General features: G+C 31.7%; 30 protein-coding genes and 1 riboswitch. Of the genes, 21 read left to right on the top strand and 9 right to left on the bottom strand.

All coding sequences use genetic code 11. The features are described 5' to 3' along the window. Positions 1 to 142 precede the first annotated feature (142 nt). On the bottom strand, positions 143 to 565 hold the full coding sequence (locus tag DFR78_RS06265; protein ID WP_114457986.1) for a PIN domain-containing protein: 423 nt from the start codon (positions 563 to 565) through the stop codon (positions 143 to 145). After that, entirely contained in the window at positions 546 to 800 is a 255-nt protein-coding gene (locus tag DFR78_RS06260; RefSeq protein ID WP_114457985.1) for a DUF6364 family protein, read from the bottom strand. The genes DFR78_RS06265 and DFR78_RS06260 overlap by 20 nt, the downstream gene beginning before the upstream one ends. A gap of 331 nt (positions 801 to 1131) precedes the next feature. Between DFR78_RS06260 and DFR78_RS06255 the strand changes: the two genes are divergently transcribed. Next, the gene (locus DFR78_RS06255; RefSeq protein ID WP_114457984.1) at positions 1132 to 2220 is read left to right on the top strand and encodes a Fic family protein; all 1089 of its coding nucleotides are present in this window, start codon (positions 1132 to 1134) and stop codon (positions 2218 to 2220) included. Positions 2221 to 2421: 201 nt separating this feature from the next. Here the strand turns inward: DFR78_RS06255 and DFR78_RS06245 are convergent, their stop codons facing one another. Both DFR78_RS06245 and DFR78_RS06240 read right to left on the bottom strand, forming a co-directional pair. Then, on the bottom strand, positions 2422 to 2739 hold the full coding sequence (locus DFR78_RS06245; protein WP_114457982.1) for a type II toxin-antitoxin system RelE/ParE family toxin: 318 nt from the start codon (positions 2737 to 2739) through the stop codon (positions 2422 to 2424). Then, a complete protein-coding gene (locus tag DFR78_RS06240; protein ID WP_114457981.1) occupies positions 2732 to 2998 on the bottom strand; it encodes a type II toxin-antitoxin system Phd/YefM family antitoxin in 267 nt (88 codons plus the stop codon). The genes DFR78_RS06245 and DFR78_RS06240 overlap by 8 nt, the downstream gene beginning before the upstream one ends. A gap of 440 nt (positions 2999 to 3438) precedes the next feature. Between DFR78_RS06240 and DFR78_RS06235 the strand changes: the two genes are divergently transcribed. Beyond that, the gene (locus tag DFR78_RS06235; RefSeq protein WP_114457980.1) at positions 3439 to 4485 is read left to right on the top strand and encodes a Fic family protein; all 1047 of its coding nucleotides are present in this window, start codon (positions 3439 to 3441) and stop codon (positions 4483 to 4485) included. Positions 4486 to 4675: 190 nt separating this feature from the next. Here the strand turns inward: DFR78_RS06235 and DFR78_RS06230 are convergent, their stop codons facing one another. Next, on the bottom strand, positions 4676 to 4954 hold the full coding sequence (locus tag DFR78_RS06230; protein ID WP_114457979.1) for a helix-turn-helix transcriptional regulator: 279 nt from the start codon (positions 4952 to 4954) through the stop codon (positions 4676 to 4678). Positions 4955 to 4965: 11 nt separating this feature from the next. Next, a complete protein-coding gene (locus DFR78_RS06225; RefSeq protein ID WP_114457978.1) occupies positions 4966 to 5301 on the bottom strand; it encodes a type II toxin-antitoxin system RelE/ParE family toxin in 336 nt (111 codons plus the stop codon). Between the two features lie 482 nt (positions 5302 to 5783). Here DFR78_RS06225 and DFR78_RS06220 point away from each other — a divergent pair, with 482 nt between their 5' ends. Both DFR78_RS06220 and DFR78_RS06215 read left to right on the top strand, forming a co-directional pair. Continuing rightward, the gene (locus tag DFR78_RS06220) at positions 5784 to 6059 is read left to right on the top strand and encodes an AbrB/MazE/SpoVT family DNA-binding domain-containing protein (RefSeq protein WP_114457977.1); all 276 of its coding nucleotides are present in this window, start codon (positions 5784 to 5786) and stop codon (positions 6057 to 6059) included. Beyond that, positions 6052 to 6444 (top strand): putative toxin-antitoxin system toxin component, PIN family, encoded by a 393-nt coding sequence (locus tag DFR78_RS06215; RefSeq protein WP_233487005.1) that lies wholly within the window; start codon positions 6052 to 6054, stop codon positions 6442 to 6444. Before DFR78_RS06220 ends, DFR78_RS06215 begins: the two co-directional genes overlap by 8 nt. A 177-nt stretch (positions 6445 to 6621) precedes the next feature. On the opposite strand, the gene DFR78_RS06210 is transcribed toward DFR78_RS06215, so the two are convergent. After that, positions 6622 to 7026: a type II toxin-antitoxin system VapC family toxin gene (locus tag DFR78_RS06210; RefSeq protein ID WP_114457975.1), complete on the bottom strand. Its 405-nt coding sequence runs from the start codon at positions 7024 to 7026 to the stop codon at positions 6622 to 6624. After that, positions 7023 to 7274: a hypothetical protein gene (locus tag DFR78_RS06205; protein WP_114457974.1), complete on the bottom strand. Its 252-nt coding sequence runs from the start codon at positions 7272 to 7274 to the stop codon at positions 7023 to 7025. Before DFR78_RS06205 ends, DFR78_RS06210 begins: the two co-directional genes overlap by 4 nt. A gap of 813 nt (positions 7275 to 8087) precedes the next feature. On the opposite strand from DFR78_RS06205, the gene DFR78_RS06200 reads away from it, so the two are divergent. The 8 genes from DFR78_RS06200 (at position 8088) to DFR78_RS06165 (ending at position 14773) form a co-directional block, all read left to right on the top strand. After that, positions 8088 to 10022 carry an OPT family oligopeptide transporter gene (locus DFR78_RS06200; protein WP_114457973.1) on the top strand — a complete coding sequence of 645 codons (1935 nt, stop codon included), beginning with the start codon at positions 8088 to 8090 and terminating at the stop codon, positions 10020 to 10022. A gap of 78 nt (positions 10023 to 10100) precedes the next feature. Further along, the gene (locus tag DFR78_RS06195; RefSeq protein WP_114457972.1) at positions 10101 to 10463 is read left to right on the top strand and encodes a PqqD family protein; all 363 of its coding nucleotides are present in this window, start codon (positions 10101 to 10103) and stop codon (positions 10461 to 10463) included. Positions 10464 to 10482: 19 nt separating this feature from the next. Further along, positions 10483 to 10848, top strand: a complete 366-nt coding sequence (locus DFR78_RS06190; protein WP_114457971.1) for a hypothetical protein — start codon at positions 10483 to 10485, stop codon at positions 10846 to 10848. A 247-nt stretch (positions 10849 to 11095) separates the two neighbouring features. After that, positions 11096 to 12271, top strand: a complete 1176-nt coding sequence (locus DFR78_RS06185) for a radical SAM protein (protein WP_114457970.1) — start codon at positions 11096 to 11098, stop codon at positions 12269 to 12271. Next, complete coding sequence (locus DFR78_RS06180; RefSeq protein ID WP_114457969.1) at positions 12272 to 13264, top strand: radical SAM protein; 993 nt, start codon at positions 12272 to 12274, stop codon at positions 13262 to 13264. It begins immediately after the preceding gene. Between the two features lie 53 nt (positions 13265 to 13317). Continuing rightward, positions 13318 to 13701 carry a hypothetical protein gene (locus DFR78_RS06175; RefSeq protein ID WP_199505567.1) on the top strand — a complete coding sequence of 128 codons (384 nt, stop codon included), beginning with the start codon at positions 13318 to 13320 and terminating at the stop codon, positions 13699 to 13701. Positions 13702 to 13794: 93 nt separating this feature from the next. Then, positions 13795 to 14268, top strand: a complete 474-nt coding sequence (locus DFR78_RS06170; protein WP_114457968.1) for an Lrp/AsnC family transcriptional regulator — start codon at positions 13795 to 13797, stop codon at positions 14266 to 14268. Continuing rightward, positions 14255 to 14773 carry an AsnC family transcriptional regulator gene (locus DFR78_RS06165; protein WP_233487000.1) on the top strand — a complete coding sequence of 173 codons (519 nt, stop codon included), beginning with the start codon at positions 14255 to 14257 and terminating at the stop codon, positions 14771 to 14773. The genes DFR78_RS06170 and DFR78_RS06165 overlap by 14 nt, the downstream gene beginning before the upstream one ends. A 244-nt stretch (positions 14774 to 15017) precedes the next feature. Here DFR78_RS06165 and DFR78_RS06160 read toward each other — a convergent pair whose 3' ends face one another. Beyond that, the gene (locus DFR78_RS06160) at positions 15018 to 16832 is read right to left on the bottom strand and encodes a heme NO-binding domain-containing protein (RefSeq protein ID WP_114457966.1); all 1815 of its coding nucleotides are present in this window, start codon (positions 16830 to 16832) and stop codon (positions 15018 to 15020) included. 339 nt (positions 16833 to 17171) lie between these two features. Beyond that, positions 17172 to 17255, top strand: a riboswitch (cyclic di-GMP riboswitch). 190 nt (positions 17256 to 17445) lie between these two features. Between DFR78_RS06160 and DFR78_RS06155 the strand changes: the two genes are divergently transcribed. The 9 genes from DFR78_RS06155 (at position 17446) to DFR78_RS12390 (ending at position 25695) form a co-directional block, all read left to right on the top strand. Beyond that, positions 17446 to 19146, top strand: coding sequence for a GspE/PulE family protein (locus tag DFR78_RS06155; protein WP_114457965.1), 1701 nt, complete (start codon positions 17446 to 17448; stop codon positions 19144 to 19146). 23 nt (positions 19147 to 19169) lie between these two features. After that, the gene (locus DFR78_RS06150) at positions 19170 to 20231 is read left to right on the top strand and encodes a type IV pilus twitching motility protein PilT (RefSeq protein WP_114457964.1); all 1062 of its coding nucleotides are present in this window, start codon (positions 19170 to 19172) and stop codon (positions 20229 to 20231) included. Between the two features lie 30 nt (positions 20232 to 20261). Next, the gene (locus DFR78_RS06145; protein ID WP_114457963.1) at positions 20262 to 21506 is read left to right on the top strand and encodes a type II secretion system F family protein; all 1245 of its coding nucleotides are present in this window, start codon (positions 20262 to 20264) and stop codon (positions 21504 to 21506) included. 86 nt (positions 21507 to 21592) lie between these two features. Continuing rightward, on the top strand, positions 21593 to 21997 hold the full coding sequence (locus DFR78_RS12340) for a type II secretion system protein (protein WP_305037529.1): 405 nt from the start codon (positions 21593 to 21595) through the stop codon (positions 21995 to 21997). A 54-nt stretch (positions 21998 to 22051) separates the two neighbouring features. Beyond that, positions 22052 to 23803 (top strand): O-antigen ligase, encoded by a 1752-nt coding sequence (locus DFR78_RS06135; RefSeq protein WP_114457962.1) that lies wholly within the window; start codon positions 22052 to 22054, stop codon positions 23801 to 23803. A 19-nt stretch (positions 23804 to 23822) separates the two neighbouring features. After that, complete coding sequence (locus DFR78_RS06130) at positions 23823 to 24260, top strand: prepilin-type N-terminal cleavage/methylation domain-containing protein (protein ID WP_089716654.1); 438 nt, start codon at positions 23823 to 23825, stop codon at positions 24258 to 24260. A gap of 34 nt (positions 24261 to 24294) precedes the next feature. Further along, positions 24295 to 25038, top strand: a complete 744-nt coding sequence (locus tag DFR78_RS06125) for an A24 family peptidase (protein ID WP_114457961.1) — start codon at positions 24295 to 24297, stop codon at positions 25036 to 25038. Between the two features lie 17 nt (positions 25039 to 25055). Then, the gene (locus DFR78_RS06120; RefSeq protein WP_089716656.1) at positions 25056 to 25559 is read left to right on the top strand and encodes a type II secretion system protein; all 504 of its coding nucleotides are present in this window, start codon (positions 25056 to 25058) and stop codon (positions 25557 to 25559) included. A 1-nt stretch (position 25560) separates the two neighbouring features. Beyond that, a complete protein-coding gene (locus DFR78_RS12390) occupies positions 25561 to 25695 on the top strand; it encodes a prepilin-type N-terminal cleavage/methylation domain-containing protein (RefSeq protein ID WP_147267755.1) in 135 nt (44 codons plus the stop codon). Positions 25696 to 25773 lie beyond the last annotated feature (78 nt).

Raw genomic sequence — 25773 nt, 5'->3', positions numbered from 1 at the left:
CGATCAGATAACATGGGATTAGCGCCATTCCTTCTGTCATAAAGCTTGCAATAATAGCAGCAAGAAATATTGAAGCAAGCTTTACGCCAGTGCCTGCGGAACCAAGCACGAACGCAAATCACAGTAACGTTACATGAAATCCCTAGTTGTTTTTTGAAAAAATAGCTAGAAATTCCGTTGGACTTAAAGATTTTACATTACCTTTTTTAAAATCATCGAGATTTCTGGTTATTATATAATCGATTTCATTTTCATAAGAACTAACATCTATAACAGCATCTTCAAAATCGTTAATTTCTGAATTTAAAGATTTTCTTAGTATAGTTTCAGTTATAGGAATTAATTTAAACATGTCTAAGAACTCATTTAATACAAATTTCACTTTCTGTGAATCACTATAATTTTTCATTAAAAAATAAGCCAAAGTTGTAATTTCATGAGCACATAAATATCCCTGAATCTTATTTGCATTACACAATTCAATTATTTGAGCAGCTTGTTTATGCTTATTACGTTTGTTTAGAAAATCAAGGAGAACATTTATATCAATTGTAATTTTTTTCATGAAAAACTCTCCTTAAATCTTTTTTATCAGGAATAGGTTTATTTTCAAAAGTACCATAAAGTTTTTCTATTCTTTTTTGCAGTTTTTGTTCTTCAAAATCTTGTTCCTTGTTCTTTTTTAGTTCAATAAGATATTCTTCAACAATATGTGAGATGGATTGATGAGTTTCTTTTGAAAAATCATGAGCAAATTCAATAAGATCATCATTAATACTTAAAGTTAATTTCTTTTTCATTAAAATCACCTCTTTACGTAATTAATTATATCATAACACGTAATAGAGGTCAACTTTATAACCGGGACTTCATATAACATGGGATTGGCGCCATGCCTTCTGTCATAAAGCTTGCAGGTTAACCAATAACGGATATGAAAACGCAAACTTTACGCCAGTTCCTGCGGAAACAGGCACGAGCGCAAATCCCAGGGACGTTATGTGACATATCATAAATCAAATAAACTCTTTTTTATTTTCATAAAATATATATTTGAAAATAATTGCAATATAAAGCGAATTATATTATAATAAAATGTATAAAATGAAAATAAAAGAGAGGATGATCTAAATGAAACCTTTTAAACCATTTGAATTACCAATAGAAGAACAAATAAATCCTATGGAATTTTATAATGAACTAATTAATGCAAGCACAAATGTAGGTAAATATCAGGTTATGTTAAAAAAATCTAAAGTTAATGAGTATTTTCTTATTACTCCCTTTAGTTTACAGGAAGCTGTACAGTCCAGCAAAATCGAAGGTACACAAGTAACTTTTGATGAAGTTTTAGAATTTGATATTGATAAAAATGAAAAAAACAATAATGCTCAGGAAGTTTTGAATTATTATGATGCATTAAACTATGGTGAGAATGCTTTAGAAAAATATCCTATATCAACACGTCTATTCAAAAAATTACATGAAATTTTAATGAGTAATGGTGTTAGAGGTCAAAATAGAGCTCCTGGAGAATATCGTTCTATTCAAAATTTCATAGGCCCAGAAGGATGTACTTTAAAAACAGCTACTTTTGTGCCACCTCAGCCACAATTAGTCGATTCCTATATGTCTAACCTAGAAAATTATATTAATAATCCCAATGATAATTTACAATCTTTAGTCAGGATAGCAATAATACATGCTCAATTTGAAACCATTCATCCATTTTTAGATGGTAATGGTAGAATTGGTCGTATATTAATCCCGCTGTATTTATATGATGTAAATCTCATAAATTCTCCCAATTTATTTATCAGTGAAGTATTAGAAAAAGATAAGCACAAATACTATAGATTGCTGAATGGAACAAGAAAAGAGGGTAATGGTTGGAATGAATGGATTAAATTCTTCCTGCAAAGTGTAAACAAACAAGTACTCAAAAATATTGATCTAATTGAAGAAATTGATAATCTATATGAAAGAGATTTAGAAAATGCAATGAATTTAATAAATAGTACTAATGTAGTAGATCTAATTAAAGCGATGTTTCAAAAGCCTATATTTAATGTGAAAACAATTAGTTCTTTAACAGGGATACCTGATACAACTTGTAGAAGATATCTTAATACTCTTGAGGAAGAGAAGGTAATATTTTCAGATAATAAAATGAGAAATAGAAAATATTATTACTATAATTTACTTGATTTATTAAGATAAAAACCATGATACGTCACATAACATGGGATTGCCGTTAGGCTAAAGAACAAGCCTACCCTTCGGGACATGCCTTCTGGCACAAAGCTTGCAATAATAGCAGCAAGAAATATAAAGGCAAACTTTGTGCCAGGTCCTACGGACACGAGCACGTCGGGAACCCTCGAAACGTTATGTGACATTGAGCTAACTGAAAATATTATTTTATAATAAAAATTTATATTTTCGTTTACCATGTATGATTCTTCTGATTTCAACAATTTTTTCTTTTTCAAAAACTACATAAAAAACAAGATAACTTCCTATAACGAGTATCTGGTATCTTTTAGAATTTAAATTTTCATCGTCTGGCTTTTTCCCTTTGTAAGGAAAATCTTTTAGCTGTGATATATTTTCATCAATCTTGTCCAAAAAATTTAATGCTGCCTCATGAGCTTCTATTTGTATATATGAAATAATTTCATTAAGATCCTTTTTGGCAGCTGGAAGATAAATAACTTCATATTTTTGTGAACTACTCATTTAATTTCTTCCTCATTTGTTTCATTAAATCATCATGGGAAGTAGTAGGAGCATTATTTTCACTTTCTTTTTCAGCTTCTCCTAATTTTTTATAAAGTTCTAAAAGTGCCTGCTGTTTTTCAAATTGAGCAATACTCATAACAACCATATCTCCACGACCATTTTTCGTTAAAAAAACAGGTTCACCATTTTCATGACATACTTCAGATATTTCTTTAAAGTTATTTCTTAAATCAGAAACAGGTCTAATAGTTGGCATAAAATCATCACCTTTCTTGTTTTGATATCAATATTATATCATAATTATGATAACAAATACATAATATAATGATAAATTGATAAAAAATTAATAATTTACAGGAGTTATTTTCTTTAGCTTTAATTTTATTATAATGACTTTTTTAAAAATATAATCACTCAACGATCACATAACATGGGATTGGCGTCATGCCTTCTGTCATAAAGCTTGCGGATTAACCAATTACGGGTATGAAAACGCAAGCTTTACGCCAGTTTCTAACGAAATCAGGCACGAGCGCAAATCCCAGGGACGTTTTTATTAATATAGTCACCAATCCCATAAACACACTCATTTAAGTATTATTTGAGTATATTTATATACATATGAACATATTTATGCTATAATAAACATAGTCATTTGTTGTTTAATGAATATGTTTAAGAAAGGATGAGTATATTGTGATGTCATTTAAAAATGATAGATTAAAAAAGTTAGATATACCAATGAATATTGTTAAATTAATTGGAAAAATAAATGAATATAAGGGTAAACAGGACTTATATATAGAACAATCCCCACAAATTTTAGACAAACTTCAAGAAGTTGCTGTTATAAAAAGTACAAAAGCATCAAATAGTATTGAAGGAATTGTAATTACTGATAAAAGACTAAAAGAAATAATGAAAGATGATACTAATCTTAGAGAAAGATCAGAAGGAGAAATAGCAGGTTATAGAGATGTTCTAAATACTATTCATACCTCTTATGAGGCAATACCCGTAACTTCAAATATAATTTTACAGTTACATCGAGATATGTATAAATATATATCTGAAAAAGGTGGAAGTTGGAAAAGTCAGGATAATATTATTGGTGAAATCCTTCCTAATGGTGAAAAATTTGTTAGGTTTAAACCGGCTGCTGCATCAAATACTGCTGCCGCTATGGATTCTCTTTGTAACTTTTTGAATAACGAAATGCAGGAAGAGAACATAGAACCATTAATCCTAATTGGAAGTTTTATCTTAGATTTTCTCTGTATTCACCCTTTTAATGATGGAAACGGAAGAATATCAAGATTATTAACATTACTATTATTATATAAATATGATCATAAAGTAGGTAGATATATAAGTTTAGAAAAAATTATAGAGGATAGTAAATTGAGTTATTATGAAACATTAAATAAATCTTCCATAGGCTGGCATGAAGGAAAACACAACTTATTTTTTTGGTTAGAATACTTTCTCGGAACACTTTTAGCAGCCTATAAAGAATTTGAAGAACGTGTAGGTATGGTAAAATCAAAGAAAGGTAATAAAAGCTATAGGGTTGAACAAGCTGTAAAAAATATTATCGGTACTTTTTCCAAAGATGATATTAGAAATGCCTGTCCTGATGTTTCAGATTCAACTATTGATAGAGTATTAAGACAGCTAAAAAAAGATAATATAATTGAAGTTCTTGGTAAAGGCAGAAGTGCTAAATGGAAACGCTTAAAATAAAAAGTACGTCATATAACATGGGATTAAAGGTTCCGCTGCGCTCCATGCAAATTTATTCTGCAAGGGCAAGTCACCCTAGACCTCATAAACTTCTTAAATCCCAGGGACGTTATATGAAACCGCAGCTAATGCTTAAATAACTAAAAACTTGTTGCATAAAAAAAACAGTACTGCAAAACTTTCAGCACTGTTAATTAAATCTAATTTCAAGTTTTTTACCAAGTGCGTGAGCAACTTTATCAAGAAATTCAACACTCGGATTATAATCATCATTTTCTAGTCTGGAAATAGCAGACTGTTTAGTTCCAATTCTATCTGCTAATTCTTTCTGAGTTAAATTATTTTCTATTCTATACCTAATTATTTGTTTTTTTATTTCATACATAACATTCAGCTTTTCATATTCTTCTTTAACTTCTTTAGATTCAAAAAGTTCATTCTTAAGATCTTTGTGATCTATAAATTCCATTTTGTTTCACCTCACTTTATAGAGTTAAATCTATTAAGAGCAATATCTATTTCTCTTTGTGGAGTTTTATTAGATTTTTTCTTAAAAATATGCAAAAGAACAAAGATACCATCCTTATAATTTAAGAAGAAGACCCTAAATATATTAGAACTATACTTTATCCGTAATTCCCAGAGATCATCATATCCCTTTAACTTTTTAAGATGTGGCATACCAAGAAATAGACCAAATTCTTCTAGAAGTTCTATTTCTCTTAGAATTTTAGCTTTTTCTTTAGCTGACTGTTCTTTAATAAATTCAATTACTGGAGATTTATTATTTTCTGCATAATACTTAATCTTATACATAATCTATTCACTCTAATTTCTAAATTTATTATATCACATATATGTTATAAAAGGAAGAATAATTTTAAAGTCTTTGTTTATATAAAGACATTTGGCGAATATATGCAGGAATTTTTTTCTTTTACATGAAGTAAGTTAATAATTGACAAATTAATAGACAAAGCTACGGCATCATATAACATAGGATTGGTGCCATGCCTTCTGTCATAAAGCTTGTAGTCCAACCAATAACTGATATGAAAAAGCAAGCTTTACGCCAGTTCCTGGCGGAAACAGGTACATCGCAAAACCCAGAGACGTTATCTGAAATATTATGATTAGTTTTTAATATCAACTATGATTCATAGCCTTTTGTGTTGGTTGAAACATAAATAATATACATGCTATATGCAAAATTTCTCACTAAAATCATACACATAATTTACTTAATGTGTTATAATAATAAGTAAAGAATGTAAAGAAAGTAAAAGGGGGAAATAAATATGGAACTTGCTAGAATCTCTTCAAAAGGTCAGATTACTATACCAATTGAAATTAGAAAGAAATTGAATTTAAAAGAAGGAGATAAAGTATTATTTGTTGAGGAAGGCGAGAATATTTTTGTTTTAAATGCTTCATTAGTTGCTTTAAAAGAAATACAACAAAACATGAAAGGCGAAGCAGAAAAACAAGGATTTAATTCAGAGGAAGATGTAAACAAATTTGTAGAAGAAATAAGAGAAGAGAAATTGGAGGATAAATATGAGAGTGATGATTGATACAAATATATTTATTTCTTCTATTTTATTTCCAAATTCATTACCAGCTAGATTAGTAGAAGATGTATTATATAAACATAATCTTGTTCTATGTTCTCAAATTATTGAAGAACTTCATGAGGTTTTTAATAGAAAATTTAATAATAAGATTAAAGATCTTGAGAGATTTTTGTCTTGCTTAAGTTATGAATTAGTATATACACCATTAAAAATAAATAAAGACAATTATCCTGAAATTAGACACGAAAAAGACTTACCGATATTAGTATCTGCTATTTTATCAGATATTGATTGTTTTGTTACAGGCGACAAGGATTTTTTTGATGTTGAAATTGAGAGACCTGAAATAGTTTCGGCGAAGAAATTTTTAAAGAGTTCAAAATAAAGTTTATAAGTTTAAGAACGCATAATACAGCAGCTAACAGAGTATTCCTGTTACGCCAAAAACCGGCTACCCTTCGGGACATGCTCTCTGTCATGCTTTTGCAAAAACAAGCAAAAGTCACGCCAGGCCTTCGGCACGAGCATGTGGGGAACACCAGGGACGTTATACGGCATTGGGCTAAGTAATTACTGCTACTGGAACATCAATACTTTTAGCTGCTCTAACTAATCTTTTATCTAAAGTTACTAAAGCAGCATTTTTACGCCTGCTTGTAACTAAATACACAGCGTCATAAGTAGGATGACTTATCTTGCATGAAAGTGGCAAAGCTTCTTCAAAAATGTCTTTGGCATCAATAAACTGATCTACCATTTTATAAAGATATTCAATTTTTCTCATAATATCTTCTTTGCTATAATCTTGATATTCATGATATTTCCACAATGTATTACTAGCTTCATAAATAAAAAGAGAAGGAGCAATTACCCAGTCTGCCTCATTTAATATATTTATGATTTCTTGTTGTCTTTTACCACCCATCACTATTTCAACAGCTGCACTTACATCAATTGTAATTCTCATCTTTCACGATCCTCTCTAACTAATTTTACAGGATCTAATATTTCTTCATCTTTCTGTTCTTGACTGGTTTCTTCCTGTATTTTTTTTAAAAGTTGTTGACGACGTTTTTTGTTTTCTTTTTCTATATTTAAAGCTTTTTCCAATAAAACTATTGTTTCCTGGGTAATACTCCTTCTGTCGGCTTCAGCTAATTGGACAATTTCTTGATAAAGATGTTCTGGTAAATCTCTCACTTGTAAAGATGGCATAATAAAAACCCCTTTCATCTAATAATTAATCTTTTATTCTATTTATATTATATCACTTAATATCATTGCATGCAATATGCATGTATAATGTTTATGACATTTATGCAGGTACTTTTTTCTATTAAAAGAATTATATTATTAATGTTCTTATTATTAATGTTCTTAATTAATAAAGATAAGAGCAGAGCCCAACAGTCGTATAACATGGGATTGGTGTCATGTCTTCTGTCATAATGCATGCAATTTTTTGCATGCATTTTTTTGCATATATGAATATTTTTGCATGATTAAATAATCTGATTAATCTTAATCAATATATTTTTTTTAATAATTTAATATAAATATTAGCTATTATTACCTGATTATCCAATAAAGATATTTTTATAAAAAATTATATATTTAAAAGAATGAAATTTGGAATATATAATGCATTATAATATACAATGCATTATATTAATTTAGGTGCAGTTTAACTACATTTATTTTATCTTTTCCATTTTTTGAAAACCTTGAATCTAGAGGATTCTCGGCTAAAAGAAAAAAACAGTAAAATAGAATTTAATGGTAAAATATTAGTTTTTCATTTTGTTTTGTTTTTTGAAAATATATGATTATTTTATTTACGTCTTATATACTCTAAAATTGGACGTACTGTTCCCGAAAGTTTGAAAAGAAAATAGGGGTAAAAGCCCTTATATATAAAGGTTAATTAAGCCGAGAATCCTGTTTAAAACAGGGGGTGAGAAAAAAGAAGACTGCAAATTAAAATTCACATACTATTATTTGTTTTTAAATAACAAAAGGAGGATAAGTATGTCAGATAATGATATTAAAGGGTTAGATCCTAATGCATATGAAGAAATTCCTGGTGAAGAATATCAACCTTATGTTGCTGCAGAAACAGTCATGCCGGAATTTACTATTACTTCGATTATCCTCGGTATAATTATGACTATAATATTCGGTGCAGCAAATGCCTATCTCGGACTAAAAGTAGGTATGACTGTCAGTGCTTCTGTTCCAGCAGCTGTTATTTCGATGGGTGTCATTAGAGGTATTCTCAAAAGAGATTCTATACTTGAAAATAATATGGTCCAGACAATAAGTTCAGCGGGTGAATCAGTAGCAGCTGGTGTTATTTTTACTATACCAGCACTTATTATCTGGGGGGTAGATCCAAGTATATTTAAAATGTTCCTCCTTGCTCTGTTAGGAGGTTTGGTTGGAGTTTTGTTCATGATTCCACTCCGCAAACATTTAATTGTAGGCGAACATGGTAGACTACCTTATCCAGAAGGAACTGCTTGTGCAGAAGTTCTTGTTGCTGGTGAAAAGGGTGGAGTTGGTGCTAAAACAGTTTTTACTGGATTAGGTGTTGGTGCTTTATATAAAATTCTGGGTGAGGCAAAAGGATTTAATATCTGGCCAACAAGAGTAGAATGGGGTATCCCAGGGATCGAAGGTGCAGCTATAGGTATGGATATATTACCTGCTCTTCTTGGTGTGGGTTTTATCATTGGTCCCAGAATTTCTGCTCTTATGTTTTCCGGTGGTGTTATGGGTTGGCTTGTTTTCATTCCACTAATGACCTTGATCGGTAAATCTGGTACTCCAATTTATCCAGCCAATGTACCTATTTCTGAATTGGGTTATTGGGGTATCTGGGATAATTATATAAGATATATAGGTGCAGGTGCTGTTGCTTTAGGTGGTATTATTAGTCTAATTAAAGCTCTACCTACTATCTGGGATTCATTTAAAGCAGCACTATCTGGTCTGACTAAAAATGTAGATATTAAAAGCAACCGGACAAGTGAGGATTTACCTCTTAAATGGGTCCTATCTATTGCTGTAGCTATAATTATATTAATTGCCGTAATGCCACAAATACCGGTAGGTATCTGGGGAGCAATTTTTGTACTTATTTTTGGTTTCTTTTTTGTAACTGTATCATCTAGAATTGTTGGTATAGTAGGTAGTTCTTCCAACCCTGCTTCAGGTATGACAATTGCTACACTGCTTTTTACCACAGCTCTTTTTAAAGCTCTCGGCTGGAGTGGTGAAAGTGGTATGATTGCTGCCTTAAGTGTAGGAGCAATTGTATGTATTGCTATTGCAGTAGCAGGTGATACTTCTCAGGACTTAAAAACGGGTTTTCTTGTTGGTGCTACTCCACGAAAACAACAGCTGGGAGAAATGCTCGGCGTTTTAATTTCAGCTTTAGTTATTGGCTTTGTTCTTCTGCTTTTACATGAAGCATATACTATCGGCTCAAAAGATCTTGCTGCACCACAGGCAACTTTGATGTCAATGGTTGTTGAGGGAGTTATGAAGGGAACATTACCATGGACATTTATTTTTATTGGAGCTTTTTCAGCAGTTATTGTTGAATTATTTGGAATAAGATCATTACCATTTGCAGTAGGTCTTTACCTACCAATTCACCTTTCAGCACCAATTATCATAGGTGGTTTAATTAAAGGTATTCTCAATAAACAAAAAGATAAAAATCAGGAATCATTTGAACGAAGGCGAGAAAAGGGAGTACTATATGCTTCTGGTTTAATTGCAGGTGATGCTGTAATGGGAGTTGTCCTGGCTATATTTGCTTATTTTAAACTCAGTTTTGGATTTAGAGAAACTCCTCTTGGACCTATCTGGGGTTTAATTTTCTTTGCCAGTCTTGTCATTACTTTAATATATAATTCAATTTTAAGCAAAAATAATTCTAGTTCTATTAATGAGTAAATAATAAAATGTTCTGTTAATTCTTAACAGTTCATTCTATATTTATCAAAGTTTATATCTGACTGAGGTGGTTATAATATGGCTAAATTATTTAATAAAAAAGCAAAAGGCAACTTATATGAAATGATTCCCCAAAAAAAAGAAAATATTGAATGGAAAAAAGATTATAATAATGAACTAACTTTAATTATAAAAAGAACTAAGTGGATAGATAGATTATTTCAAAAAATTTTTAATACTCCTAAACAAACCACTCTTGAACTTGATGCTCTTGGTAGTTTTGTCTGGAAACAATGTGATGGTCATAAAACAATTGCTCAAATTGCTAAAAAATTGAGAAAAGAATATCCTCAAAAATCTTCCCCGGTTGAAAGTAGACTGATTACCTTTATAAGAATTTTAAAAAATAATGGACTAATAAAATTATATCCAGGCAAATAATCAAATGGGGTGATTATAAGTGATAAAAATAATACTTGGAATATTATTATTCGCAATAGCTACTGCTATTATATATGCCTGGGGATATGTAAACTCTCAGCGAAATTCACAAAAATTGCAGTATAAATTTAAAAATTTAGTTAAAAATAAAATTATTGCTATTTTAAAGAATAATAATAAAGTAGAAAGAAAAAAGCTAGAATCAGCTATTGAAGGCCTGGAAGTAAAAGGTGGTTTTTTTTCAGGAATAAGCTATAAAGTAACAGATCCCGAAAAAATACTTGAATCTATTTTGTATGAATTAGAAAGAAAAAACATTATTAAAATCATTGCTATAGAAAGAAAAGTGATTAAATATAAATTTTTAAGTAAGAGCTTGCTTTAATCAACTATAATGTTTCTAAACCCGTCAAAGATATTTACAAAATTTTTTTAATAGTATGGTAGATAGTTTGTGAGTTATTTGATATACTATTTATGCGGCTGATTTCCTTTCTTGGGTATTTATTTTTCATCAAAGATATTATATCAAAGAAGGAGATTAGCCGCATTTTTTATTTAGTTTTCTTGTAAAGTGGTGCTTAATATATATAAGTAGTAATAATTAGTAGATACTAATCTAGAGGTGAAACATGTTTAATATAACTAAAATGCTGACAGAATTTAATACTTATGGGGATCAGCTTCGCTATGATAAAGACTGCAGTAAATCCCCAATTGGTACCCGGCCTGGCCTGGGGCCTGTTGCTGCCTGGAATATTAATTCACAGTGTAATTTAAATTGCAAACACTGTTATTCAAATTCTACTGCAGTCAAAAAGGATGAAACTTTAAATACAAAAGAGGCCTTTTCTTTAATCGATCAGCTGGCCGATTTTAAAGTCCCAGTTTTACTTTTATCAGGCGGAGAACCACTTTTAAGACCTGATTTATTTAAATTGATTAAAAAGGCTAAAAGCAGAAATTTAAGGGTTGTAATTTCTACCAATGGAACTCTGCTGACAGAAAAGATGGTTAAGGAATTAAAATCTCTGGGAGTCAGCTATGTCGGGATCAGTCTTGATGGTCTAGAAGCTGTCAATGATCAATTTCGCGGCAAAAACGGAGCCTTTAACGCTGCTTTAGATGGAATTCGCAACTGCCAGAAACATGAGCAAAAAGTTGGACTTCGTTTCACCATTAATCAGGATAATTATCAGCAAATTGATGAGCTTTTTCAGCTGATTGAAAAGGAGAATATTCCCCGCATCTGTTTTTATCATCTGGTTTATTCAGGGCGTGGAGAAAATATTAAAGAAGCTGAATTGAATAACCTGGACAAAAAGATGACAATCGATAAAATTATTGACTGGACTCAGTATTTTATAGATCAGGGAGATCCCAGAGAAATATTAACAGTTGATAATCATGCTGATGGGGCCTACCTATATTTAAAAACTAAGGAAAATGACCCGGAGAGGGCTGAATATATCTACAGCCAGCTTTTAAAAAGTGGAGGTAACCGCAGCGGCAGTGCAATTGCCAATATTGATCATAAGGGAGATGTTTTTGCAGATCAATTTAGCCGTTTTAGAACACTGGGTAATATTAGAGAAAATAAATTTTCTGAGATCTGGCAGGATCAGAATAATGAATTTCTAAATAAAATGAGAAACAGAAAAGAACATCTTAAGGGTCGCTGTGCAGACTGCAGGTTTTTAGAAATCTGTAATGGTAATTTGAGAGCCCGGGCTTTTGCAGCTGATGATTTATGGGGAGCCGATCCCGGCTGTTATTTAAGTAAAAAAGAAATCGGAGGAGATATATAGATGAATATAATATCCTGGAATTCTACAAATCAATGTCATTTAAGCTGTCCTCACTGCTATCGTGATGCAGGAAGTGATATGGGGAAAGAATTAAATACCGCTGAAGCAAAAAGAATGCTGGATCAGATTAAAGCAGCTAATTTTCAGCTGATGATTTTTTCTGGTGGTGAACCACTCTTAAGGAATGATATTTTTGAGTTAATGGCTTATGCTTCAAAAATTGGACTTCGACCTGTACTGGGAACAGGTGGGGGCTTAATTGATGCTGCAGCTGCTCTTAAATTAAAAGAGGCTGGTGTTCTAGCAGCAGGTATAAGTTTAGATAGTGTAAATCCGGAAAAACATGATCAATTCAGGGGAGCAGAAGGACTTTTTGTCAGGGTGGAAAATGCCTTTCGGGAACTTAAAAAAGTAGGTATTCCTTTTCAGATTCACATGACTGTTATGGATTGGAATCTGGGCGAGTTAGAATCTGTAATAGATTATTCAGCTCAAATTGGAGCCAAAGCAGCTCATATTTTCTTTATGGTTCCCACAGGAAGAGCAGCTTATATAGAAGAGAGTGCGATTTCTAAAAAAGAATATCAGCTGGCAGTAGAGAGAATTATGAGAAAATCGGAAGAGGTAGAGATTGAGGTTAAACCTGTCTGTGCTCCTCAATTTATTGCCACAGCTGATCAGCTTAATATTAACTCCCGCTTTAAAAACGGCTGTCTGGCAGGAGTAAGTTATTGTATTGTTAATCCTGTAGGAGATGTTCAGCCCTGTGCCTATCTTGATTTAAAAGTAGGAAATGTTAAAGAAGAAAGTTTTAAATCTATCTGGGAAAATAGTAAAATTTTAAATGAGATGAGAACTTTAGACTGGGAAGGAAAATGCGGCAGCTGCAAATATGGCAGCAGCTGTAGAGGATGTAGAGCCAGAGCTTATTATTACAGTGGTGACTACATGAAAGCAGATCCATTCTGCTCAATAGAAAATACTGATCTGTAGTTCTGTGATATAATCAGATTCAGATAGTAGAAAAAAGAGAAGCAGCAGCTTTAATGGATAAATATGATGATCGAGATTTTCTTTTAGATATTTATGCTGCTCAGGCAGAAGAACTTGCAGAAAAGGCTAAAATAAGAGATAATGTAGATGAGTTCAATTTAGATGATGCTTTTGAAATAATAAATGAACATTTTGTAGAAAGAATGCCCTGTGATCGCTTATCAGGAGCAGTTAAAGAAGAAGGAAAGATAATCTGGCAACATCAGAGCCGTCTGCATCAGGAATTCTGGCAGCAGACCGGGATTGAGCTGGAGTTAATGTATCAGCTTTATTCGAAATGGCTGGAAGTATTTATAGAAAATCTAAACCCCGCCTTTACTCATACAAGAGAGATAGAAAATGATTATTATAATGATATCTTTTTTAATGAAGCATAATCTATAAATTCATTTTAAATATTTTAATTAATAATTATTGAGCTCAGTTTATAAAATCACAGGCTGAGCTTATTTTATTTAGGAGCTGTTTTTATGGAAAAAATTGACAACAAAATTTTAGATAGTCTGCAGACCGGTTTAAAATTAGAAGCCTCACCTTTTCAAAAAATAGCAGCAGAATTGGGAATAGAGGCAGAGGAACTGCTGCAGCGAATTAAAAAGCTTAAAAAAGAAGGTTATATTCGTCGCCTGGGAGGAGTTTTTAGATCTTCAAGATTGGGTTATAAAAGTACTCTTATAGCCTTAGAAGTGGAGGAAGCAAACTTTTATCAGGCAGCTGAAATTATCAATCAGCACTCAGGTGTAACTCACAATTATCGCAGAGATCATCAATTAAATCTCTGGTTTACCCTCTCAACTACCAGTGAACTTGAGCGAGAGAATTTTCTGGCACAAATTAAAGCTTTACCAGGAGTAAAAAAACTCTATCAGCTGCCAAAAGAGAAATTTTTTAAGTTAAATGTATTTTTTAAAATGGAAGAGGAAGCCGGTGATGATCATGAATAATATTTCTGATAAAAAATTTGGAGAAATCGTGGATGAGCTAGATAAAAAGATTATTAAGGCTTTAGAAACTGATATACCGCTGACCTTAAATCCCTATCAGAAAATTGCTGAAGATTTAAACATTGATCGGGCTGAACTATTAACAAGACTGCAGAAACTTAAAGACAGAAAAATTTTGAAAAGAATTTCTGCTATTTTACACCACAGGGACTCCGGTTATCAGGCAAATGGAATGTTTGTCTGCCATTTTAGTAAGCGGGAGATTGATGAGCTGGGAAAGGAAATTTCTGAACTGGAAGCAGTGAGCCACTGTTATCAGCGCCAGACTTATCAAAACTGGCCCTATAATTTTTATGCGATGATGCACGCTAAAAATAAAGAAGAACTGGAAAAGAAGGTTAATCAGCTGGTTGAAAAGTATAAGATCGAAGATTATCAAATTTTATATTCGACGGAAGAATTAAAGAAAACCAGTATGAAGTATTTTGACTGTGATGTAAAATAAGTTTTGTAGATTCATTTGGCTTTGATTTTGGCTATTAAAATTAAGGTTGATAATATATAGGTACTCTGCGTGGCTTTTAGATAATATGCATGTCTGGGAACAGGTAATAAAAGATAATCTGGAAGAATAAATAAAAACCGCTCTTAAAGATTAGAGGCTAGATAAAGCCTGTAGTCTTGAGAGCAGTTTAATTTGTTTTATTTATCAAATTTATTTTTTGTTACATTCTATCTATTTTAATTTTTTAGACATTGTAACTTTTAAGGTTTTTGCGGAAGTTTTCTGTTAAGTCTTCCATCTGTTCAATATAACCTGTCATTTCTTTAATTTTTTCAGAATAATTATTAACACTGGCACTCATTTCTTCACTGGAAGCTGAATTTTCCTGAGCAATTGCAGCCAGATTATTAAAGTTTTCAATGACTTCTCTAATTTTCTTTGTCTCAGTATTTAAGCTGCTTACTATATTGACAACCTGATTAGTAGCAGATTCAATATCATTAGTAGCACTATTACTTGATTCAGCAACTTCCTCTAGAGCTTGATTACTTGCCTCAAGATTGGTAAACTGCTCACTGATACTGGAGCTAAGAGTTTCAACATGTTCGGTAAACTCTCCCAGATTTTTTCTGATTGTTTCTACTGCCTGCTGAGATTCTTCGGCAAGTTCCCTTACTTCTTCTGCAACTACTGTAAAACCGCGGCCGTTATCAGAAGAGCGGGCAGCTTCAATAGAAGCATTGAGTGAAAGTAAATTAGTCTGACCGGCAATATCTTCAACTGTATCTACAATTTCCATGATTGTCTCTATTTTTTCCGAAAGCTGTTTTCCTAACTGATTAACATTGGCAAATGCTTCTCGAACTCCACTGATTCTCTGATTAACATCAACAACAGCCTGAGTGGAAGAACGAATATTTTTAACAGCATTTTCTAAGTTTTCACGGCTTTCCTGACCGGCTTCAACCAAATTTTCAATTTCTTCAACATTTTGATTGACGATATAAGCTGATTCTTCAGTTTCCTGGGCCTGAGCCTGAGCTCCTTGTGCAACTTCATCTACAACAGTTGAAATACTGTCAGAAACTTCTTCCATATCTTCTGCCAGCTCAACAAAATCTTTAGTAAAGTTATGCATATCATCTGTTCCACCTTTTAAGAAAAGAATATCTTCTCTTAATTTGGCTTTTATCTGACGCAGTTTATTAAATAAATTTTCAAAATCATCAGCGGTTTTTAGTCTATTTTCATCATCAAGATTTAATACTTCTATTTTACTTAACTCATCATCAATTACTTTAATCGGGGACATTAAAAGTCTGCTGATTAGGGCTAAAATAATAGCCAGTCCGGCGGCTGCACCCAGGTTAATTGTCCAACCTGCTGAAAACTGTGGTAGAGATGTTAAGGCAAGGCTTAAAACAAAGGCAGTAAGCCCCATTTTAGCAGGAATACTTTTAAATATGCCCAGTCCCAGAATTTTAGAGAATAAGTATTTTTTTTCATTTCTAAATGATTTTTCAAAGCTAATATGTATAGTTAAGAAATTTCGTCCATCATCCAGGGTTCCTCTATCAATTTCTTCAACTTCAATAGGAGTTTTAAAAAATGAAGAACTGCCCTCTAAAAGCCCTAAAAAATAATCGTACATTCCTCTTTTAGACTTATATGTCATTTCTATTTTATGGCCATTTAATTCTTTTGCCCGCAGGCGAGGAGGATTGGCTCCTGGAATCATTTCTGTTAACTGCAGATGTACGGTGTCCATCAACATTAAAAAGTTTTTTAAAGTACGATTGCTGAAATATGATGGAAACCAGTTTGAAAAAGTTTCAATATTTTTCTTCCCCATATCATGCCAGATTTCACCAGGCTTTTTACCTACCTCCTGTCCTATATATTTCATTAAATCCTTTGTTTTTTGATCTTCAATTGTTGTCATTGGTGTGATAATCAAATCCTCTTTAAATCCCGCTTTCTTTTTTGCTCTGCTGACTACTTCCTCTCCATAAGTTTTGGTAAGAGTTTTAAGCCAGGTCGAAACGACTGTTCCCTTCATATACTTCCCCCCAGTAATAATTTTAATTTCAAAATTTCAATAGAATTTTTTTCCTTTATCTTAAAACATAGTTTAAATAAAAATAGCTCAATAAATTAAGCTATATTAATAATAATTATTCGCGATTAAGGGAATAATACCTGCTTTAGAAGCAAAAAAATTTTAGGTACCTCCATTTGGGTACCAGGTACAAAATGGCCTTTTGGTACCAGGTACAGAAGACTGGTTTTGTACCTGGTACAGAAGGCAAGGCAGAAGGTGTTCGGATTCAGGTAAAAAAAATACTTTCTTTTTGTGGTAAAATATAATATAATTAAACTAAAATGGGGAAGTTATAAATAAATATAAAAGCAAAACAGTTGAAAGGCTGTGACGCAAAAACATAAGTCTAAGGGGAAACCTATGATAGTTATGTTTATCTCAGGTGGGAAATTGCCGAAGTGATTATGCTAATGGCAATTTTTTTATTTTATAAACTATAGTTTATAAAAGATTAAAATTAAATTAGAAAAGTGCAGGGAAAATTAATATTCTGTTGAATTTTGTTATAACAGCAAAATAATTTACAAATTATTTCAAAAATTGACCGAAAATTTTATTGTGAGGTGATAATTTGGCTTTCGGAAACCGCAAAAAAATAGGAGAACTTTTATTAGACCATGAATATATAAATAGAGAACAGTTAGATTTAGCTTTAGAAAAGATGGAGAACACTGACAAAAAAATTGGGGAAGTTTTAGTTGAATTGGGGTATATTCGGGAAGAAGATTTAATAGAAGTTTTGGAATTTCAAAGAGGAATTCCACATGCAGATTTGGATAAATATTTTTTTGATCCTTCTCTATCAGAATTAATTCCCGAAAATATGGCACGAAGATATTTAGCAGTTCCTATTGAAAAAAAAGGGGAAAGCAAATTAAAAGTTGTAATGGCAGATCCAACAGATCTGGTAGCTATAGATGATTTAGAAATGTTAAGCAATTTAACTATTGAACCACTTTATGGTGCTCCTAATCAAATTCGTTCAGCTATAAATAGGCTGTATGGTAGTGAAGATATAGACATTTCCAATATTTTCGAAGATTTTAACTTAAATGATGTGGAAGACGTATCTGACGACCAGAATGAAGAGATATATGAAGAAGCAGAGCTCAGAGAGATGGTTGATGAAGCACCAATAATAAAATTGGCAAATTATATTATTTCTAAAGCCTATCAAAAAGGTGCAAGTGATATTCATATTGAGCCTGAAGAAGATAATATTAGAGTTCGATTCAGAATTGATGGTGTTTTGAAAAAGGAAATGACAGCACCCAAATCTTCTCATAGAGCTTTAGTTTCCAGAATTAAGATTATTGCTAATCTAGATATTACCGAACATCGAGTACCTCAGGATGGCCGAATAAAGATGATTTTTAAAGGAGAAAATCTGGATATGCGTGTTTCTACTTTACCAACAATTAAAGGGGAAAAGGTAGTTATTCGTCTTTTAGCAAGAAATACGAATCTTCTAGATTTAGATAATTTAGGCTTATCAGATTATAATAGAGTTAAATTTGGAAATTTAATTAAAAAACCGAATGGTATTCTATTATTAACTGGACCAACTGGGAGTGGAAAGTCAACAACTCTTTTTGCAGCTTTAAATGAACTTAATAGCCCTAAAATAAATATCGTTACAATTGAAGATCCAGTTGAATATCAAATTTCTGGTATTAATCAGGTTCAGGCTAAGGTAAAGGCAGGATTAACTTTTGCTAAAACACTTAGGTCAATTTTAAGACAGGATCCAGATATAATAATGATTGGAGAAATGCGAGATGAAGAAACTGCAGAAATAGCTGTCCGATCTGCTTTAACTGGGCATCTCGTTTTTAGTACTCTCCATACAAACGATGCCGTTAGTTCAATTACTAGATTGGTTGATATTGGGTTAGCACCATATCTTGTAGCTGCTTCTTTAAATGGTGTAGTAGCTCAGAGGCTTGTTAGAAGGCTCTGTCCCTATTGTAAAGAAAAAAGAAAATTGGATAAGCTTGATTTAAAATACCTGGGAGATCCTGAAATTGAAGAAGCATATTTTGCAGTCGGTTGTGAAAAGTGTAATAATACTGGCTATAATGGACGTTTAGCAATTCAGGAAATTTTTGAGGTAGATAATAGGGTAAAAGAAATGATAAGTGATAATATTTCTAAAGAAAAAATAAGTGAATATGCAAAAAACAATGGAATGATAACTTTAAAAGAAGATGGAATTACCAAAATTAAAGCAGGAGAAACAGATGTTTCTGAGGTTGAAAGAATTATATATTAACGATAGATTGGAGAGTGATGTGATTGGAATTTGAAGAGCTATTAAAAATAATATCTCAGGAAGATCAGATTTCTGATCTTCATTTAACAGTATTTTCTCCCCCTTATATTAGGAAAAATGGGAAGCTTAGACCCTATGATAAGTATAATAAAGAATTAAGTGTTGAAGATACTGAAAATTTAGCTAAAGAAATGATGAGTGATAAACAGTACAAAGAATTTAAGGAAAAAGGAGAGATTGATTTTTCATATAGAATTCCTGGTATATCTAGATTTAGAGTTAATGCTTATCATCAAAGAGGTAGTGTAGGAATTGCTTTAAGAATAATTCCCAATGAGGTACCTACAATTGACAGCATGAATCTTCCGGATGTATTTAAAAAGCTTGCCTATCAGCGAATGGGGCTTGTTTTGAGCACCGGTCCAACTGGAAGTGGTAAATCTACAACCCAGGCAGCAATAATTAATGAAATAAATCATAATCGACAGCTGCATATTATGACATTAGAAGATCCAATAGAATACCTTCATAAACATAATAAAAGCCTTGTTCATCAGCGAGAAATTGGCAGTGATACTAATAATTTTAAAAGAGGATTAAGAGCCTGTCTTAGACAGGATCCTGATGTAATTTTAGTAGGAGAAATGAGAGATTTAGAGACAATTCAGATTGCTTTAGAAGCAGCAGAAACGGGACATTTAGTACTGGCTACTCTGCACACCAACAGTGCTCCAGCAACCATAGATCGAATAATAGATGTTTTTCCAGCGGCTCAGCAGGGTCAGATTAAAATCCAGCTGGCTTCAGTACTAAGTGCGGTTATTGCTCAGCAGTTAATACCTACTAAGGATCAGAATGGCCGAGCTGCAGCTTTTGAAATAATGATGGCGACATCGGCTATCAGAAATATTATTCGTGAAGGGAAAACTAATCAGATTTATTCGGCAATCCAAACTGGAGGTCGCTATAATATGACTACAATGGATAATTCTCTTCTAAAATTATATAAGCGGGGAAAAATATCAAGGGAATCAGTTTTACATCACTGTAATGATATTAAATATGTTAATGAAAACCTGCGGTAGTTTTATCTTCTAAGTTAAAGGAGGTGCAAAATGGCTCAACTTTATAGTTATAAGGCTCGTGGACAGTCAGGACAGGTTTTAAATGGAAATTTAGAAGCAGCAAGTAGAGAAGATGCCGCTAATCAGCTAAGAGAAAGAAATTTATATGCTGTATCTATTAAAACAGTTGAAAGTGGTGGAGAAAGAAAAGAATCAAGGCTGACAAGGGATATAAATTTATCTGAATTCAATATTTTTGGTGGTGGCTATAAGATTTCGGAGCTTGCAAATTTTGCGCAGAGGCTTTCTGTTTTAATCACAGCTGGGATACCCATTGTTAGATCCATTACCATAATTAAAAAGCAGTCAAATTCTAAACATGAAAAAAATATGTTAGAAAAACTCTTATCCAGAGTTGAAGCCGGAGAGACATTATCTTCTGCTTTAAAAGAACATCCTAAATATTTTCCTAAATTATTTATTCATTTAATAAAAGCCGGGGAAACCGGTGGTGTTTTAGATGAAGTATTATCTGAATTAGTAGAGTATTATCGTGAGCGTGATAAAACTAATAAGCAGGTTAAATCTGCTCTTTATTATCCAATTGTGATAGTGATTGTTGCTGTTATAGCTGTATTTATATTGATTGGTTTTGTTCTGCCAAATATTTTAAAGATGCTGGTTAATTTTGGAGGGGAGATTCCTCTGCCAACAAAAATATTAATTTTTGTCAGTAATATTATTTCTTCTTACTGGTGGGCAATCTTAATTGTCTTATTAGCAGGGTTATTTTTACTGAGCACTTATATTAAAACTCCTAAAGGTAAATTAAATAAGGATAAGTTATTATTGAAAATTCCTGTTATAGGAGATTTGATTAGAAAAGTTGTAATAGCAAGATTTGCCAGCACTATGGCACTTTTAATTAAAAGTGGAGTTAATATAATCAATGCACTGCCTGTTATTGAAGAAGTTGTAAATAATGAAGTTTTTGCTGATATTTTATTAGAAACCAGAATGAGAGTTAGAGAGGGATCAACACTTTCGGAACCAATTCGTCAGAGCGGAGAGTTTCCACCAATGGTAGTCCAGATGCTAAAAGTTGGTGAAGAAAGTGGTAATATAGAGGATATGTTGAATAAAATATCCGATTATTATGACATGGAAGTTGCAAATGCAATTGAAGGCAGTATTTCTTTAATTGAGCCGGTAATGATTATTATTTTAGCTGTCATTGTCGGTGGAATTGTAGCTTCAATTATTTTACCGCTGTTCAGTATTTACAGTAATTTCTAAGCTAAAAAAGGAGGTGAAGGACTTAAAAGAAGAGCTTGTAGTTGAAATTTTAGTTAATTTTTTAACAAAATGAGGAGGAATAAAAAATGAAAAAAATAAGAGATATTTTTAGTGGAAATGAAGGTTTTACTTTAATTGAGTTGTTAATTGTTATTGCTATTATTGGTGTGCTGGCGGCAATAGCTGTGCCGAATATAGCTGGATTGGGAGATAGTGCTAATGAAGAGGCTGTTAGAGCAAATTTAAGAACTTTAGCTGTTGAAATTGAATCCCATAGGGCAAATAATGATGATTTTAGTTTAACAAATTATAATGCTTGGAATGAGTTAAATAATATGGATAGTATTTTAGTTAGTAATGAGGGTGATGGCACATACGATGGATACAAAATTGTAGTAAAAGAAAATGTGACTGGTGGGGATGGGTTTTCCTATACACTAAGTTCAGGAGGTAAAATCACAACCGGTGGAACTATTACTACTGGTGAATAATAAAATTAATGATTCTTTAAGTTTTATAATCTTAATTGGAAAGGGCGATTAATATTGAGTTTAAAAAATACAATTAAAGTTATTAATCTTGCTCTTTTTATATTTATTACATCTTTAATTATTTATATAGTAAGATGTCATTTAGTAATGTTAGATGGTAAAGTAACACAATTTTGGGGCAGTTTCATTAATCTTGATTTTTATTCATATTATAAGATGATATTTTTCTTAACTGCCTCATTTTTTCTTTTAATTACTTTTCTTAAATATGTTGATTTAAACGGAATCAAAAAGACAAATTATTATCTTCCAGCAGCTGTTTACAGTATTTTCGCTGTAATATCATCATTTAAGGCAGAATATAAAGAAATAGTGATTAAAGGTTTTCCGGATCGCTATGAAAATATATTTGTTTTACTGGGATATTTACTGCTGGTGGTAGTGGCAGTTAATATAGTTGACAATAAAAAATCATTTCAGCTGATTTTAAGGGCTTTATTCATTTCAGCTTTTATTTTATCTATTCACGGCATACTTCAGTTTTACAACTATGATTTACTGGCTACTGAATTTGGTAGAAAATTAATTACACCTGATGGACTGGATTTTTTTGTAGATCGTTTGAGTTTTGTCGGTAAAAGAGTAATTTATTCTACAATGTATAATCCTAATTATGTGGGAAGTTATGCTTCAATGCTGGTTATTTTAGTTTTAGGTTTATACAGCAGTTCGCAGGATAAGAAAAAAACATTTCTATTAGGAATATTCAGTACTTTATTATTTGCTTTTTTAATTGGTTCTCGTTCCAGAGCTGGTTTTATGGGTTTTATTGCTGGAACAGTAATTATATTATATATGCAGCGGCAGTTTTTAAAAAAGCACTGGTTGAGAATTTTTATTATTTTTACTGCTTTTACTTTAGTTTTTATTATTATGAATGCCAGAAGTTTAGATGAAATTTTTAGTGATGTTCTATTTCCCAAAACTGAGCAGGAAAAATATCTAGAAGGGGAGATTTTGCCGCCAATAACAGAAGTGAGTTCTGAAGCTGGTAAATTGAAATTAAAAACAACTGAAGCAGAATTTGAGATAATAATGGCTTCAGATCAGATTGAATTTTTGAATAAACAGCCGATCAATGTTTATAACTCCAAAAATGAAGTTAAAGAAATTATTTTTAAGGGTAAACAATATCTTCATCACAGCTTTCAGATAAATGAACAGGAAAATTGTCTAATCTGGAATTATGGTGCTAAGAGTGCCCAGTTTTACTATCAGGATGGACAGATTTTAATGGCAGGAATGCATAATAATTTATATCCTTTAGTAGAAGCAGAAAGTATTGGTTTTGAGGGTTATGAGAGATTAGGTTCATCCAGAGCCTATATCTGGTCACGCACTTTACCATTACTAAAAGATACAATCTTTATTGGTCATGGCCCTGATACTTATGCAATGTATTTTCCCCAAGATGATGTAATCGGAAAACTTAAATTTTTTAGTAATCCTGAAATTATAGTGGATAAACCCCACAATTTATATTTACAGATAGCTGTTAATACAGGAATTATTTCACTACTAGTTTTATTGTATTTATGGGGGAATTATATATTTTCGTCATTTGTTTTGTATAATAATAGTGATTTAAGCAGCTGGCAGAATAGATTGGGGATTGCACTGCTGGGAGCAGTTAGTGCTTATTTAGTTGCAGGATTTTTTAATGACAGTGTTATATCTGTAGCACCTGTTTTCTGGATTATATTAGGTTTAGGTATTTCTTTAACGATTTTAGCAAAGGGAAATTAGATTATTTGGAGGTTGATTTATGTTTAAAGTTATAACTAGTAATAGTGGTTTTACTTTAATTGAATTATTAATCGTAATAGTTATAATAGGAGTTTTAGCTTCAATAGCCATGCCTAATTTAATGGGGATTAGAGAAGAAGCTCGACGAGAAGCTGTAATTTTTAATACCAGGACCTTATTAACAGAGATAGAAGTATATAGATTTAAAGAAGGAACATATCCTACTGCTGCCAATACTTCAACTTTTATTACTAATTTTAGAGATGAATTTAATGCATTAGATAGTATAGTTCAGGAAATAGGAATAGAAAGTTATGAACCATATCATTATAACAGTGATGGTGATAGTTTTGTTTTTTCAGTTAAACTCCCAGGTGAAAGTGAAACTGAATATGTAGGTATTAAATCTAACGGTGATTTAGAAGAAGGTTTAAACAGTCATTTAAATTTAGAATAATTATTTAAATATATAAAATGAATGGAAGGTTTATATGATATTTTTATTATTTATAACAGGATTGGTAATTGGTAGTTTTTTAAATGTAGTTATTTATAGACTGCCGACAGGGAAATCAATTATTTATCCACCCTCTCACTGTCCTAATTGTGGTCATAAATTAAGTATGCTGGAACTAATTCCAGTTTTAAGTTATATTTTTTTAAGAGGGAAATGCAAAAACTGTAAAGCAGATATTTCAATCAGATATCCTATTATAGAATTGTTAACCGGAATTATATTTATTATAAATTATATTTATATATCTGATTTAATCATATTAGCTGCAGGTTTAGTATTTTCTTCTTTAATGATAGTACTGACAATGATTGATGTTGATCATCAAATACTTCCTAATCAATTAACTCTAGGTGGACTTGTAGTAGGATTATTATTTAGCTTTTTTAGATCTGATATAACTGTGATTTATTCTTTAATAGGAGTTCTGGCATCTGGTGGCTTACTATTTTTAATAGCTTTTTTAAGTAAAGGTGGTATGGGTGGAGGAGATATCAAAATGATGGCAATGGTTGGTAGTTTTACAGGGCCAGTAATTGCTATAAGTGCAATTTTTTTAGGTGCTTTAATTGCCTTGATTGCTCATCTACCTGGTGTTATTTCTGGAAAAACTGGTATGAAAACTAAATTACCTTTTGGACCATTTTTGGCTGTGGCTTCTTTAATACTTTGGTTTTATTCAGAAGAACTATTTGCTATGTATTTATCACTTATTTTTTAATGAGAGGAGAAGCCTAAATGAAGATTTTAAAAAATAATCAAGGATTTACATTAGTAGAAGTTATATTAGCTTTTACAATAATAATTCTCTTAATTACAACATTTGCTGGGGCTGTTCTTGTTGGATTTAGAAGTGAAAGAACTACCAGAAATATAGATCTGGCTTCTTCAATGTCTGCAAGTATACTTGATTATTTAGCTAACTCTAAAAATCTGAAAAATATTATAAATTCAGATGGAGTTGATCTAATTAGTGGAAGTTATTCAAGTGATATAAGGAGTTTTATAGAAGATGATTTAGATACTGTTTCGCCTTCTATAATACAGCAACAACTTTCAGATATTTTTGATGATCATATAGCTAATAATAGATTTAATTATTTAGAAAAATCAGAAATAGAAATTTCTGAATCAGAAGTTTCTGATGATTTAGATTTATATAACATTAAATTAACTATTTTTTGGGAGGAAGAGCAGGGGGAAGGGACATACGAAATCGAAACAATGATGGGTGCTGATTAAAATGAAAAATAATAGAGGGTTTACTTTAGTTGAAGTGTTAATTACCTTTACAATCTTATTAATAGTTCTGACTTTGATGGCCGCTATTTTAGTTCAGTCATTTGATATTTTTAGAGATAGCTATATAGCCCCCTAATAGAATTGGAGAAAAAGTTTGAAAGTGATATACTCTAATTACAAGGGGGAAACACCAATGACAAACAGAAAATATTCC

Source organism: Halanaerobium sp. MA284_MarDTE_T2 (assembly GCF_003337245.1).
Lineage (GTDB): Bacteria > Bacillota > Halanaerobiia > Halanaerobiales > Halanaerobiaceae > QPJE01.
The sequence above is the reverse complement of the archived record's forward strand: the minus strand, read 5'-3'. Positions and strand labels throughout refer to the sequence as shown.

What these genes read in the sequence shown, in the direction of transcription:
- DFR78_RS06265 (WP_114457986.1), bottom strand. Translation starts at nt 565, where the DNA reads ATGAAAAAAATTACAATTGATATAAATGTTCTCCTTGATTTTCTAAAC.
- DFR78_RS06260 (WP_114457985.1), bottom strand. Translation starts at nt 800, where the DNA reads ATGAAAAAGAAATTAACTTTAAGTATTAATGATGATCTTATTGAATTT.
- DFR78_RS06255 (WP_114457984.1), top strand. Translation starts at nt 1,132, where the DNA reads ATGAAACCTTTTAAACCATTTGAATTACCAATAGAAGAACAAATAAAT.
- DFR78_RS06245 (WP_114457982.1), bottom strand. Translation starts at nt 2,739, where the DNA reads ATGAGTAGTTCACAAAAATATGAAGTTATTTATCTTCCAGCTGCCAAA.
- DFR78_RS06240 (WP_114457981.1), bottom strand. Translation starts at nt 2,998, where the DNA reads ATGCCAACTATTAGACCTGTTTCTGATTTAAGAAATAACTTTAAAGAA.
- DFR78_RS06230 (WP_114457979.1), bottom strand. Translation starts at nt 4,954, where the DNA reads ATGGAATTTATAGATCACAAAGATCTTAAGAATGAACTTTTTGAATCT.
- DFR78_RS06225 (WP_114457978.1), bottom strand. Translation starts at nt 5,301, where the DNA reads ATGTATAAGATTAAGTATTATGCAGAAAATAATAAATCTCCAGTAATT.
- DFR78_RS06220 (WP_114457977.1), top strand. Translation starts at nt 5,784, where the DNA reads ATGGAACTTGCTAGAATCTCTTCAAAAGGTCAGATTACTATACCAATT.
- DFR78_RS06215 (WP_233487005.1), top strand. Translation starts at nt 6,052, where the DNA reads ATGATTGATACAAATATATTTATTTCTTCTATTTTATTTCCAAATTCA.
- DFR78_RS06210 (WP_114457975.1), bottom strand. Translation starts at nt 7,026, where the DNA reads ATGAGAATTACAATTGATGTAAGTGCAGCTGTTGAAATAGTGATGGGT.
- DFR78_RS06205 (WP_114457974.1), bottom strand. Translation starts at nt 7,274, where the DNA reads ATGCCATCTTTACAAGTGAGAGATTTACCAGAACATCTTTATCAAGAA.
- DFR78_RS06200 (WP_114457973.1), top strand. Translation starts at nt 8,088, where the DNA reads ATGTCAGATAATGATATTAAAGGGTTAGATCCTAATGCATATGAAGAA.
- DFR78_RS06195 (WP_114457972.1), top strand. Translation starts at nt 10,101, where the DNA reads ATGGCTAAATTATTTAATAAAAAAGCAAAAGGCAACTTATATGAAATG.
- DFR78_RS06185 (WP_114457970.1), top strand. Translation starts at nt 11,096, where the DNA reads ATGTTTAATATAACTAAAATGCTGACAGAATTTAATACTTATGGGGAT.
- DFR78_RS06180 (WP_114457969.1), top strand. Translation starts at nt 12,272, where the DNA reads ATGAATATAATATCCTGGAATTCTACAAATCAATGTCATTTAAGCTGT.
- DFR78_RS06175 (WP_199505567.1), top strand. Translation starts at nt 13,318, where the DNA reads ATGGATAAATATGATGATCGAGATTTTCTTTTAGATATTTATGCTGCT.
- DFR78_RS06170 (WP_114457968.1), top strand. Translation starts at nt 13,795, where the DNA reads ATGGAAAAAATTGACAACAAAATTTTAGATAGTCTGCAGACCGGTTTA.
- DFR78_RS06165 (WP_233487000.1), top strand. Translation starts at nt 14,255, where the DNA reads ATGATCATGAATAATATTTCTGATAAAAAATTTGGAGAAATCGTGGAT.
- DFR78_RS06160 (WP_114457966.1), bottom strand. Translation starts at nt 16,832, where the DNA reads ATGAAGGGAACAGTCGTTTCGACCTGGCTTAAAACTCTTACCAAAACT.
- DFR78_RS06145 (WP_114457963.1), top strand. Translation starts at nt 20,262, where the DNA reads ATGGCTCAACTTTATAGTTATAAGGCTCGTGGACAGTCAGGACAGGTT.
- DFR78_RS12340 (WP_305037529.1), top strand. Translation starts at nt 21,593, where the DNA reads ATGAAAAAAATAAGAGATATTTTTAGTGGAAATGAAGGTTTTACTTTA.
- DFR78_RS06130 (WP_089716654.1), top strand. Translation starts at nt 23,823, where the DNA reads ATGTTTAAAGTTATAACTAGTAATAGTGGTTTTACTTTAATTGAATTA.
- DFR78_RS06125 (WP_114457961.1), top strand. Translation starts at nt 24,295, where the DNA reads ATGATATTTTTATTATTTATAACAGGATTGGTAATTGGTAGTTTTTTA.
- DFR78_RS06120 (WP_089716656.1), top strand. Translation starts at nt 25,056, where the DNA reads ATGAAGATTTTAAAAAATAATCAAGGATTTACATTAGTAGAAGTTATA.
- DFR78_RS12390 (WP_147267755.1), top strand. Translation starts at nt 25,561, where the DNA reads ATGAAAAATAATAGAGGGTTTACTTTAGTTGAAGTGTTAATTACCTTT.